Annotated in this window: 12 protein-coding genes; 11 read left to right on the top strand and 1 reads right to left on the bottom strand. The window is 39.7% G+C overall.

The window, feature by feature from the left end:
* The first annotated feature begins 93 nt into the window (after window positions 1–93).
* From I6F54_RS00990 to I6F54_RS00975, 4 genes are read left to right on the top strand one after another with little or no spacing between them, the layout of a single operon-like run.
* Window positions 94–1,299 carry an aspartate aminotransferase family protein gene (locus tag I6F54_RS00990; RefSeq protein ID WP_007580760.1) on the top strand — a complete coding sequence of 402 codons (1,206 nt, stop codon included), beginning with the start codon at window positions 94–96 and terminating at the stop codon, window positions 1,297–1,299.
* Window positions 1,300–1,349: 50 nt separating this feature from the next.
* A complete protein-coding gene (astA, locus tag I6F54_RS00985; RefSeq protein WP_007580762.1) occupies window positions 1,350–2,384 on the top strand; it encodes an arginine N-succinyltransferase in 1,035 nt (344 codons plus the stop codon).
* A 7-nt stretch (window positions 2,385–2,391) separates the two neighbouring features.
* The gene (astD, locus tag I6F54_RS00980; protein WP_197139371.1) at window positions 2,392–3,858 is read left to right on the top strand and encodes a succinylglutamate-semialdehyde dehydrogenase; all 1,467 of its coding nucleotides are present in this window, start codon (window positions 2,392–2,394) and stop codon (window positions 3,856–3,858) included.
* A 36-nt stretch (window positions 3,859–3,894) separates the two neighbouring features.
* Entirely contained in the window at window positions 3,895–4,698 is an 804-nt protein-coding gene (locus I6F54_RS00975; protein ID WP_197139370.1) for a DUF1338 domain-containing protein, read from the top strand.
* A gap of 71 nt (window positions 4,699–4,769) precedes the next feature.
* Here I6F54_RS00975 and I6F54_RS00970 read toward each other — a convergent pair whose 3' ends face one another.
* On the bottom strand, window positions 4,770–6,050 hold the full coding sequence (locus I6F54_RS00970; protein ID WP_008169642.1) for a flavohemoglobin expression-modulating QEGLA motif protein: 1,281 nt from the start codon (window positions 6,048–6,050) through the stop codon (window positions 4,770–4,772).
* A 145-nt stretch (window positions 6,051–6,195) separates the two neighbouring features.
* Here I6F54_RS00970 and I6F54_RS00965 point away from each other — a divergent pair, with 145 nt between their 5' ends.
* From I6F54_RS00965 to I6F54_RS00935, 7 genes are all read left to right on the top strand, one after another.
* Window positions 6,196–6,453, top strand: a complete 258-nt coding sequence (locus I6F54_RS00965; protein ID WP_101216982.1) for a DUF3081 domain-containing protein — start codon at window positions 6,196–6,198, stop codon at window positions 6,451–6,453.
* A complete protein-coding gene (locus tag I6F54_RS00960; RefSeq protein WP_007580773.1) occupies window positions 6,453–6,758 on the top strand; it encodes a hypothetical protein in 306 nt (101 codons plus the stop codon). Before I6F54_RS00965 ends, I6F54_RS00960 begins: the two co-directional genes overlap by 1 nt.
* 409 nt (window positions 6,759–7,167) lie before the next feature.
* Window positions 7,168–7,743: a transcriptional regulator BetI gene (gene betI, locus I6F54_RS00955; RefSeq protein ID WP_010553010.1), complete on the top strand. Its 576-nt coding sequence runs from the start codon at window positions 7,168–7,170 to the stop codon at window positions 7,741–7,743.
* A gap of 1 nt (window position 7,744) precedes the next feature.
* Complete coding sequence (gene betB, locus I6F54_RS00950) at window positions 7,745–9,208, top strand: betaine-aldehyde dehydrogenase (protein WP_101217061.1); 1,464 nt, start codon at window positions 7,745–7,747, stop codon at window positions 9,206–9,208.
* 11 nt (window positions 9,209–9,219) lie between these two features.
* Window positions 9,220–10,887 (top strand): choline dehydrogenase, encoded by a 1,668-nt coding sequence (betA, locus tag I6F54_RS00945; RefSeq protein WP_197139369.1) that lies wholly within the window; start codon window positions 9,220–9,222, stop codon window positions 10,885–10,887.
* 158 nt (window positions 10,888–11,045) lie between these two features.
* Window positions 11,046–12,263, top strand: coding sequence for a BCCT family transporter (locus I6F54_RS00940; RefSeq protein WP_197118926.1), 1,218 nt, complete (start codon window positions 11,046–11,048; stop codon window positions 12,261–12,263).
* A 9-nt stretch (window positions 12,264–12,272) separates the two neighbouring features.
* On the top strand, window positions 12,273–12,974 hold the full coding sequence (locus I6F54_RS00935) for a TorF family putative porin (protein WP_197139368.1): 702 nt from the start codon (window positions 12,273–12,275) through the stop codon (window positions 12,972–12,974).
* Window positions 12,975–13,002 lie beyond the last annotated feature (28 nt).

The following is a 13,002-nucleotide window of genomic DNA, read 5'->3' as shown; positions in this document are numbered from 1 at the left end:
AATAATAACGTGTTTGCTGAAGAATAAAGGCTATATTCTTCTTTGAGTTAGCAACTAATCTTTTATCTAAGCCCATTAAATTTAGGTGTAAAAATGCAAGTAACAAGAGACTTATTTAACGACGTAATGGTACCAAACTATAATCCATCAGCAATCATTCCAGTTCGTGGTGAAGGTTCACGCGTTTGGGATCAAAATGATAACGAGTTTATCGATTTTGCTGGTGGTATTGCCGTTAACTGTTTGGGTCACTGTCATCCTGCATTAGTTAAAGCATTAAAAGAGCAAGGTGAAAAAATTTGGCATTTATCAAATGTTATGACTAATGAGCCAGCACTTCGTTTAGCTCAAAAAATGGTTGAAGCAACATTTGCTGATAAAGTTTACTTTGCAAACTCAGGCGCAGAAGCCAATGAAGCAGCGCTTAAGTTAGCGCGTCGTTATGCATTGGACGTATATGGCGCTGAAAAAACGCAAATAATTGCATTTAATAAAGGTTTTCATGGTCGCACATTCTTTACAGTAACTGTGGGCGGGCAAGCTGCATATTCTGACGGCTTTGGTCCTAAACCTGCTGACATAGTACATTGTGATTTTAACGATATAGCAGCATTTGAAGCGCTGATCAGCGATAAAACATGTGCTGTTATGATGGAACCATTACAAGGTGAAGGCGGTATTATTTCACCAACAGATGAATTTGCTAAAAAAGTACGTGAACTTTGTACTAAACATAACGCGTTACTTATTTTTGATGAAGTACAAACGGGTGTTGGTCGCACAGGCGATTTATACGCTTATGAAGGTTTAGGCGTTGTTCCTGACATTTTAACAACGGCAAAAGCATTGGGTGGTGGTTTTCCAATTGGCGCTATGATCACTCGTACACCAATTGCTGAGCATTTAAAAATTGGTACTCACGGTTCTACTTATGGCGGAAACGCACTTGCTTGTGCGGTAGCCGAAGCGGCATTTGATACAGTAAATACACCTGACGTACTAAACGGTGTTAAAGAGCGGGAGCAATTATTCCGTGACGGATTAAACGCAATCAACGAAAAATACAACGTATTTAGCGAAGTACGTGGTAAAGGCTTATTAATTGGCGCAGTACTAAATGACAAATTTGAAGGACGTGCACGCGACTTTTTAGTAGCCAGTGCTAATAATGGTTTAATGAACCTTGTAGCTGGCATGAATGTAATTCGCTTTACACCGTCTTTAGTTATCCCGTTTGAAGATATTAAAGAAGGCTTAGCGCGCTTTGAAAAAGCCGTTAGCGATGTAGTAAACGGTTAATATAGTTTAAATTAGCACGCCTACTGGCGTGCTATTGGAGCAAGCAATAAATGCAAGTATTACGTCCTATTACTGCCAATGATTTTGACGCGCTTAAACAAATAGCGATTGAGTCCGGTCATGGGTTCACCTCTTTACCTGTGGACGATGCACAGCTTAAAGAAAAAATTGAACGTGCTGAAAAAAGCTTTGCCAAAAACATTAACCAGCCACTTGATGAAAGCTATTTATTTGTTTTAGAGGACAGTGAAACAGGTGACGTTATTGGCACAACCGCTATAGAAGCTGCGGTAGGTTTATCGGTGCCTTTATATCATTATCATTTAGGTAAAACAGTACACCACTCGCCTACTTTAAATGTATATAACACCGTTGATATTTTGAGCATGTGTAACGACTACACAGGTTGCTCTGAAATATGCACATTATTTTTGCGCGAAAATAGCCGTAAAGGTTTAACGGGTCGATTTTTATCGCGTTCACGCTTTTTATTTATGGCTCAGCATAGCGAGCGTTTTGCCGATACTGTTATCGCAGAAATGCGCGGTGTTAGCGACGAAGACGGCCATTCTCCTTTTTGGCAATGGCTGCAAGAGCACTTTTTTAGTATTGAATTTCCAGAAGCGGATCACTTAGTTGGCTTAGGCGATAAGGTATTTATTAGCGAGTTAATGCCTAAATACCCTATTTATGTGAACTTGCTTAGCAAGAAAGCCCAAGCAGTTATTGGGCATGTGCATGAAAAAACGAAACCTGCGCTAAAATTATTAGAAAAAGAAGGTTTTGAGCACAGAGGCTACGTTGACTTATTTGACGCAGGCCCAACGGTTGAAGCAAAGCTTGGTAATATTCGCAGCATTCGCGACTCTCAAGTTTGCCCTATTACTATTGGTGAGCTTGATCACATATCACAAAATAGCTCTGATACGCTGGCTGTATGTAATCAAGGCGTAAGTGGCTTTAGAGCAACATTTACCAAAGACGCACATTACAATCATGCAAAACATACTCTCGTCATTAGCCAAGATGTGGCTAAAGCACTTAATTTAAGTCAAGGAGATGCAGCGCGATTTTTCCGCCTGTAAATTATTTATGAATACACACCTAATTAATAACCAGTGGCATGTGGGCCTTGGTCCAGCATTTGAGTCAATCAATCCAAGTAATGGCGATGTGGTATGGCAAGGTAATGGCGCAAACGCTGATCAAGTAGATTCAGCTATAAAAGCAGCCAGAGCAGCACAGGTACAATGGGCAGATAAGCCGCTTGAAGAGCGTATAGCCATTTTAGAAAACTTCGCAGCTCAATTAAAAGAACACAGTGAAGAATTTGCGACCATAATTGCACGCGAAACAGGTAAGCCATTATGGGAAACCCGCACCGAAGTGGGCGCAATGACAGGCAAAGTAGCTATATCTGTAAAAGCATACCATGAACGTACCGGTACAACCGAAAACCCAATGCCAGGTGCTAAAGCGTTTATTAGACACAAACCGCATGGCGTTGTGGCTATTTTTGGTCCGTATAACTTTCCGGGGCATTTACCAAACGGGCATATTGTTCCTGCAATTTTAGCAGGCAACACCGTGATATTTAAGCCATCAGAACTGACGCCGCACGTTGCAGAATTCACCCTCTCACTTTGGCTAAAAGCGGGCTTACCAGCAGGTGTTATTAACCTTGTGCAAGGTGAAATTGAAACAGGTAAAGCACTTGCCTCTCATCAAGACATAGATGGATTGTTTTTTACTGGTAGCTCAAACACAGGTCACTTACTACATAAGCAGTTTGCAGGACACCCTGGCAAAATTTTAGCACTTGAAATGGGCGGTAATAATCCTCTTATTGTAAAAGACGTGAGTGATGTAAGCGCTGCTGTGCACGATATTATTCAATCAGGCTTTATTACCTCAGGCCAGCGCTGTACGTGTGCACGCCGCTTATTTATTGAAAAATCGCTCAATGGTGATGCTATTTTAGAAAAGCTAATAAGCGCGACTAAAAACATAGTTGTAGACGACAGTTTTGCTACAGAGCAGCCTTTTATGGGTGCAATGATAAGCGAAAAAGCAGCATTAGGCATGGTCGCTGCGCAAAGTGAATTAGTGTCAAAAGGCGCGCAAATCCTTGTTGAACTTAAGCAATTAAAATCAGGCACCGGTTTTGTAAGCCCGGGTATTATTGATGTAACAAACATTACCGACATGCCAGATGAAGAACATTTTGGACCGCTTATTAAAGTGTATCGTTACAACGACTTTGACAGCGCAATCATTGAAGCCAATAACACAAGCTTTGGTTTATCTGCAGGTTTACTTAGCGACAGTGAAGATGATTACACTCACTTTTTAAAGCGCATCCGTGCAGGTATTGTTAACTGGAACCGCCCTATTACGGGTGCCTCAAGTGCAGCTCCATTTGGCGGTATTGGCGCCAGTGGTAATCACAGAGCAAGTGCCTATTACGCCGCTGATTATTGTGCATACCCTGTAGCATCTGTTGAGTCAGACAAAGTGAGCTTACCGCAAACCCTAGCGCCAGGCTTGGTAATTGAATAAGCAATAAAACCAAAATTTTAGATTTAAGGATTTAACATGCATACTGATGTAAACACATTATTTGAGAGCCTTTGGGAAAACTACTTAAACGTAACACCATCGGCAGACAAAATTCATGACCTTTTAGGGTCAACGCAAAAAGATGACATTATTAACGATCATATTGCGCTGCGTACGTTTAATATTGAAAAAGTGGGTCTTGAAAAGCTCGCTGCTCACTTTTTAGCTATTGGTTACAAAGAATGTGGTGAGTACCACTTTGAAGCTAAAAAACTTTACGCAAAGCACTACGAGCATAGCGATCCGAATCAGCCAAAAGTGTTTATCTCTGAGCTACTAGTAGAAAAATGCTCGCCTGAGTTACAAGCCATCGTAACCGACATGGTTGATAAAATTGATGAAAGTGCTGTTACTGCTGATAACTTTTTGTATTCAGGCACGCATTGGCAAGTAAGCACCGATACTTACAAACAACTGCTAGCTGAAAGCGAATATGCAGCGTGGATGTCGGCGTGGGGTTACCGCGCCAATCACTTTACCGTAAATATTAATACGCTTGCTAAGTTTGATAACATTCATGATGTTAACCAAGCCCTAAAAGACGCCGGCTTTTCGCTTAATACGTCAGGCGGCGAAGTTAAAGGCTCACCAGAGGTGTTACTAGAGCAATCGTCAACACTTGCTGATGAATACTCTGTTACCTTTAGTGACGGTGATATGAGCATCCCTAGCTGTTTTTATGAGTTTGCTATTCGTTACCCTAAAGCCGACGGTGAGCTTTATACTGGTTTTGTTGCAGCCTCAGCTGACAAAATATTTGAAAGCACCAACGCTCGATAGCAAAACCTAAAATACTTTATTTAAAAAGCCCGTTATGGGCTTTTTTTATGTCGGTAAGTTATGTTGATTAATTATAAAAATAACGGTTTATAATCGTTTTCTAACTTTTCAAACGATAAATCGCCAATAAAGCGGCCAAAGCTCAACCAAGTTGCCAAACCGCGTAAGTCTTTAAAGTGTGGTGGCACAAATTGTGGACTCTCTATTACACCTAAATCATGAAGCTGCGATATTAATCTAAAATCATCTATCGATATTTTACCTACCAGTAATAAAGGGAGTCTATCGATTCGACCAAGCTGTATCGCCACGCGTATTAAGTTATAAACCAGTACAAAGCCTTTAATGTAGGCAATATCTTTTGTAAAAGGCAGACCTGTTGGCGTACTGCCTCTAAATACACGCTGCGCGAGTGTGTAGCTGTCATCTTTTGATAAACCTTGCGCTACATAGTCACGGTAAATATCTACAAATTCAGCGCCATCTATTACCTTTGTAACGGCTTGAATACGATTCACTAATTTAGATAAACGCCTTGGAGTCGATTTTAAAGTAATAATTTCGGTTAATACCGCTAGGCCTTCTTGGGTAATAGTAGAGCTAGGCGTGCCTTTACTCAAACACGTTAAATAAGGCTGAGCTAAACCATTTTGAGTGGTACCTACGTGTATCCACCCTTCGTGAACTTCCAATATATCAAGTTCACGCTGAGAAAACTTAACATCTTGATTAAGCTTTATATTATTAGCACCTGCGGCTGCATCACTGACAATACCATCGCTAAGCATTACCTCTACGTTTATGCCTGCCATACTGGCATTTACTTGCTCAGACAAAATACGCACAGCATCAACAGCATCAATATTTTTAGGGTCGTCAGGCAGTATGTCGGCTATAAGTAAATTTTGCAGCGGTTTATCTAGCATATTAGCTAGCTCAGAAAGTGAGGGCTCACCAGCATGGAATAAATCTTTAGGGTGTCCAAATAACTCCACTGATAAGTCATGAAACTCTGGCGTTCCACGATACTCAAGCATACTTAATACCGTTTTATACTCGGTGCACATTTTTCCCATATATTGAGCAATCGGATTTAACTGTCCCAATTGGTTAATAATGTTACGGTGCAAAGTAGAAAATGCTTGGCGCAGCTCGCTAGGTACAAAACCAAGGTCGCGCTGTTGATAATATGCACGATCGATGAGTGGGTTTTTTTGACATTTCTGTCTAAAAAACTCCTCTTTAGTTTGTTTATCCCAATTAATAGCATCGAGTATCCTAATTGGAGTTTGCAATGCAATTAATTGATCCGATAACTCACGAGTTTTTAGTAGTAACGCCTTGTCTATCATGCTCTAAGCTCAACAATAAATGAGTTTTGAGCATAATTTAAAAAAGCGAAATTACAAAGCAATATCACACATTTTTAGCTATTGTTTTTAAGATGATCGACCCTCATATCATTATCGTATGAGGTATTAAATAAAAGGGTGAAGTATGAAAAACGAAATCGATAACAAACAGATTTTGGCTGTGTATGAACGTATCATCCAAAAAGGTGAAATGACTAATGAAGGTAAATATTATCAGGGTGTTACAGCTTATTCAGACGTAGATGGCTATACGATATATTTACAAGGTAGCGGCGTTGAACTGCGCTTTGGTTTTCATAATACTTACCACCTTGACTACGAACATGAAAAGCATAAAGACGACTTTTTGAAAAAATTATATAACATTGCAAACGAGAGCTAATGCAACCACGAAAACGCAGACACCGCCCTACCAGTAAGCTCAATACTACTTTTATAAACCAAGTAGTAGAAGAGCTTAGAGCTGATCCAAGCAAAGTCTCAATTATTCAAGAAAATTTAGAACAGTACCGTGCTCAAACTCATTTAAAGCGTGGTTTTTTACTGGCTATAGAGCGCTTTGATTGGGTTTTTGAAGCAAGCAAAGATATAGACTTTATTTGCCAGCAAATTTTAGCTGATGACTATATTGGCAATAGACTAAGACGTTACCCCCTCCTTTTTAAAGGCGTTATTAATAATGCCTGACCTTTCAAAACCAAGCCCTTTAAAACGATAAAACCACAAAGTTTACTCTCTATATAAATTTATTAGAGCACTAAGCAATTGCAGGTTTAGCCCGCTTTTGTATTAATTTAATACTATTAGTACTCTAACTATTACTGCACTAATGATTATTGATCATTTTATTCATTTATTGCTGTAAACAAATCATTACTATTATTTAATTTCAAAATAAAATTCACAAGCCTTTGTTTTAAATAAAATAAAACAAAGTAAAACCTTATCTTCTTTATCGCATTAGTTGCGCTTTTATTAATGATTAATCTACATTTTGGCATCTAGATATTTACTTCAGCCTTGAATTGTTAGAGCTATTACCTTAAGCTTATGTTTATTGAACGCTCAATTAATAAAAATTATGCCTAAAGTCGGAATGGAACCTGTCAGACGTCAGCAGCTAATTGACGCGACTATAGAGTCAGTTGCAACTAATGGACTACAAGGCACAACTATAAACAGCATTAGTAAAAATGCCGGTTTATCGTCAGGCATTATTAGTCATTATTTTGGTGGTAAGCAGGGGTTAATTGAAGCCACTGTTAGATACTTACTAACAAGCTTAAAACAAGGCTTGATAAGTAAAGTAAATAACCAAACGAATGCCATTGAACGTTTAATGATTATTATCGAAGCCAACTTTGCGCTTGTACAACAGCGTAATGATACAACCCGAACGTGGTTAAGTTTTTGGGCGCAATCGATGCATGATGAAGAATTACACAGACTACAAAACGTAAACAGTAAACGCTTGCAAAGTAATTTAGCATTTTCTTTTAAGCAATTAATGCCTATTGAGCAAGCAAAGCAAGCTGCAGAACTTAGCGCCGCAATGATCGATGGCCTATGGTTAAGAGCAGTACTGAGTAAATCAGACAATAATCAGTTTAAACACAGTGAAAAGTTAGCAAAAAGCTACGTACTTTCACTTATCAAGCAATATGGAGCCTAGCGTGACTACACCTGTCTATCAAAATTTTATTAACGGCCATTTTCTTGCAAACCAGAACGGCAAAACATTTGATGTAACAAACCCAGCAACGGGCGAGGTTATTTACGCAGTAGAAATTGCCGACGAATTTATTCAAAACGCAGCCATTGCCAGTGCAAAGCAAGGTTTTGCTCAGTGGTCAGCAATGACACCCATTGAACGTAGTCGCATTTTATTAAAAGCAGTGGCTATTTTACGCGAGCGCAACGATGAGCTGGCACTTGTAGAAGTACTCGACACCGGTAAACCAATGCAAGAAGCAAATTGTGTTGATATTGAAACCGGCGCTGATGTAATTGAATACTTTGCAGGCCTTGCGCCAGCACAAGTAGGCCAACAACAAATGGTTGGCGATGACTTTTACTACACACGTAAAGAGCCATTAGGTATTTGTGCGGGTATTGGTGCATGGAACTACCCACTACAAATTGCATGTTGGAAGTCGGGCCCTGCCCTTGCAGCTGGTAATGCATTTATATTTAAACCATCTGAAGAAACACCACTTGGCGCAATTAAACTTGCAGAAGTATTTGTTGAAGCTGGCGTACCTGCAGGTGTGTTTAATGTTGTTCAAGGCGCGGGCGATGTAGGCCAGTGGCTAACACAGCATAGCGACATTGATAAAGTATCGTTTACGGGTGAAGTAGGCACAGGTAAAAAAGTAGTGGCAAGTGCTGCCGGTACTTTAAAAGATGTCACGATGGAACTTGGTGGTAAATCTCCATTATTAGTATTTGATGATGCCAACATTGAGCAAGCAGTTAGCGCTGCTATGTTAGGTAACTTTTATACGCAAGGCGAAATTTGTACTAACTGTACACGTATTTACGTTCATAAAAATGTATATCAGCAGTTTATTGATGAGCTTAAAGCGCGCACTGAGAAAAACATTATTGCTGGCGACCCACAAGATTTAAATACTAACTTTGGCGCACTTATTTCTAAAAAGCACCAAGAACTAGTAATGAGCTACGTTAATAAAGGCATCGAAGAAGGTGCAACGCTATTAACCGGTGGTACAACGCTTTCACCTAAATCTGCACCTAATGGCTATTTTGTAGCACCGACTGTGTTTATTGATTGTAATGACGATATGACTATCGTTAAAGAAGAAATATTTGGCCCTGTAATGAGCGTGCTTGTTTTTGACGACGAAGACGATGTTATTGCACGCGCTAACGGGACTCACCTAGGCTTAGCCGCAGGCGTATTTACTAGCGATATTAAACGTGCGCACCGCGTGATTCATAAGTTACAAGCCGGTATTTGTTGGATTAATGCATACGGTAACTCACCTGCTGAAATGCCAGTTGGCGGTTATAAGCAATCGGGTATTGGCCGTGAAAATGGTATACAAACTCTTGATCAATACACGCAAACTAAGTCTATTTATGTTGGTATGGCCGACATAGAAAGCCCATTTTAAGGCGCCTTACTATGAGTAATCATTACGACTATATTATTGTTGGCGCGGGTTCGGCGGGTTGTGTTTTAGCAAACCGTTTGTCTGAAGATTCAAATAACCGCGTGTTACTACTTGAAACTGGTGGTAGCGATAAAAGTATTTTTATAAAAATGCCAACCGCGTTATCTATTCCTATGAATAGTGACAAATACGCATGGCAGTTTCATACGCAGCCTGAGCCTCATTTAGATAACCGTGAAATGCATTGTCCTCGAGGCAAAGTATTAGGCGGCTCATCATCTATTAATGGCATGGTGTATGTACGTGGCCACGCAAAAGATTTTGACGAATGGCAGCAACACGGTGCAAACGGTTGGGATTACCAATCATGTTTGCCGTATTTTCAAAAGGCAGAAAGTTTTTACCTTGGTGAAAATACTTATCGTGGTGGCAAAGGTCCGCTTGGCGTTAATAACGGCAACGAAATGCAAAACCCACTTTACCGCACCTTTATCAAAGCAGGTGTACAAGCCGGTTACGCCTCAACAGATGATTATAATGCGTCGCAGCAAGAGGGTTTTGGCCCAATGCACATGACCGTAAAAGACGGCGTGCGCAGCTCTGCTTCTCGTGAGTATTTAGACCCTGTTAAATCGCGTAGTAATTTAACAATTATTACCGGTGCACTAGCACAACGCGTGATTTTAGATGGCAAAAAAGCCACTGGCATTGAATACAAAGTAAATGGCGACATTAAAACTGCACATGCTGCAAAAGACGTTGTACTAAGTGCAGGGCCAATTGGTTCTCCACATATTTTACAACTCTCTGGTATTGGTGATACTCAAGCGCTTGAAAAAGCAGGCGTTGAAGTACAGCATCATTTACCTGGTGTTGGTCAAAACTTACAAGATCATCTTGAGTTTTACTTTCAATACAAGTGTAAGCAACCTATCACACTTAACGGCAAGCTAGGCATTGTTTCAAAAGGGTTGATTGGCGCGCGCTGGTTATTAACGCGTTCGGGTTTAGGTGCAACGAATCATTTTGAATCGTGTGCGTTTATTCGCTCAAAACCAGGTGTTGAATGGCCAGATATTCAGTATCACTTTTTACCAGCGGCTATGCGTTACGATGGTAGAAGTGCATTTGCAGGTCATGGTTTTCAGGTACATGTTGGTCATAACAAACCAAAAAGTCGCGGTAGTGTCACTATTGCTTCTGCGAATCCTGAGCAACCACCAACCATTTTATTTAATTACCTTGAACACCAAGACGATATTGAAGGTTTTAGAGCGTGCGTTCGCTTAACACGCGACATAATCGAGCAAAGTGCCTTTGATGAATACCGCGATGAAGAAATTCAACCCGGTAAACATATTCAAACAGATGAAGAAATAGATGCCTTTGTACGCCAAGCCGTAGAAAGTGCCTACCACCCTTCTTGCTCATGCAAAATGGGTGAAGATGATATGGCCGTTGTTAACTCAAATACGCAAGTACATGGTATTGAAGGACTACGTGTTGTTGACTCATCTATATTCCCAACTGTTCCTAACGGAAACTTGAATGCGCCTACTATTATGGTTGCCGAAAAAGCAGCTGACATAATTTTAGGTAAAGACCCATTACAGAAATCGGATGTGAATGTTGCCATAACAACAAACTGGCAAGACACACAACGTAGTTCGGAGATCTAACTTTAGCCACATGCTTAGGTTTAGTCTCGTCGGGCTAAACCAATGCGTGCCTTGCAGTGGCACACGATGTAAATAGGTTACGTTGTGTTAATGCGAGAATAAAACAATAAAATACGGAGTGCTTATGAATTATTTTTATTCATTACTGGAGGGTAACAATGACTATTTGGCTTAATGCAGGGATCATTTTTACCTTACTTGCCATTATCACTATTTTAATTAAATGGGGTAATGTTCGCGTAGTAGGTGTAACACCAGTTCGAACCTTTACGTTTATAGCAATACTATTTACTTCTGGCCTAGATGTTGGCCTTATCATGTTTCCTTTAACTGAGTTTGCAGGTTATGCAGACATAAAAGCAAGCCCAGAATACGCGTTTGCAAATCCACTAGCTATTGAGTTTGGCTATTGGGGATTTTTGATCTGGGGATTTTACTTTCTTACGTGCTTTTATTTCTGTGTAATAGAACCTAAAGTGAAATTTTTCGAAATTCCTTGGGTTAAATTTATCAATAATGTTGTAATTATTGGTACATGTGCATTTACCGCTTATTTACTGCTTACAAACCTACCGTGGTATTTACCCGAATTAGGTGATGGAACAAGCATAGTTTCTGAGTTTTATTTAATTGTGTTTGCGGCTATCTGTTTTGCGGTTTACTCAAGTACTGATATTAAATATGTGCGTATTTTAAGTATTTCTACTACGTGGTTATTTTTAGCTTTAATCGCCTTTATGTGGGCTGGCGCATTTGTAATTGGTGATAGTCAAATGTCAGCATTTACGAATAACTTAGGCTCTATTGGTACTTACTTTGCCAACATTAATGAATTTGTTTTACCGCTTAATGATTACCATGAGTTTTACTTATTCTGGTGGTTTGCGTGGAGCATAATGATTGGTCAATTTACATCACGCTTTGTTGGTGGACTTAAAACATACCAAGTATTGGGTGCGATGTTGATTTTCCCTTCTATTCCGATTGCGATTTGGTTTAGCGTACTTTATCACTACCATGAGGCGGGCATCCCTACTCAAGGTATTAAAAACTTTGCCATGGTATTTGTAGGTATCATATTTGTAATTAACTCTCTCGATTCGTTAGTGCGTTTATATACAGATAACCTAAACTTTACCGTAAAGCGTTTTGGCAAAATGAAATACATAATCGGAAATGTTGTTGCCCTATCACTACTTACACTATTGTTTAAATTAGAATTTTTACAAATTCAATGGGTAGGCGCATTAGTTATTGGCTTGTTCTTTATCTGTGCTGGCTTCATTGGTTACAGTAAATTTAAAACAGTAACGAATATAGATAGCTCACCAAAAGCAAACGCAATTGATTACACAAAAATAGACACAGTACACTAGGGATTAATAATGAATAACAAACTAAAACAACTTGTAGTAGCACTACCATTTGCACTTTTATCAACGACTGCAGCAGCTGATTGGTCAACAACAATCACGGCAGCGTCTGACTACACTTTTAACGGTGTAACTCAAACAGATAACGATCCTGCAATTCAAGGTAGCTTAGACTATGCCTTTGATAGTGGTGTTTACGCAGGTGTATGGGCTTCAAATGTAGATTTTGGTGACGACACTGATTTTGAGCTTGATGCCTATGTAGGTAAGTATGTACAACTTGATGAGCAATTTAGCGTTGACTACGGTATTGCGTATTACACTTATCAAGGTAATAACAGCGATGGCAACTACGCTGAGGCTTACACTAAATTTGGTTTCGCGAGTGAGTACGGCCAAACTGAGCTTAATTTTTGGTACAGCTGGGATTACTTTGGTCAAGGTGGAGGCCATGTAATCTCAATGATTGCACACACCTATGAGCTGGCTCCAAATCATGCACTACGTGCAAGCTTTGATATTTCAAACTCGCTTGATGGACAAAAATGGGCGTGGGACGTAAACGAGAAAAAATCATACAACCATTACCGTTTAGCATATCAAACTAGTTATGAAGGGTTTGGTATTGAAGTGGCTGCTGAAAACACAAGCTTAGATTACGATTATGCTGATGAGCGTATCGTACTTGCTGTTTCACGCACATTTGATCTTTAATACAATAATTACTGATTAAACAAAAAAT

It is taken from the genome of Pseudoalteromonas sp. SWXJZ10B, from assembly GCF_015864475.1.
In the GTDB taxonomy this organism is placed as follows: Bacteria; Pseudomonadota; Gammaproteobacteria; order Enterobacterales; family Alteromonadaceae; genus Pseudoalteromonas; species Pseudoalteromonas arctica.
Note: the sequence above shows the minus strand (reverse complement) of the source record. Positions and strands in the feature narration are given on the sequence as shown.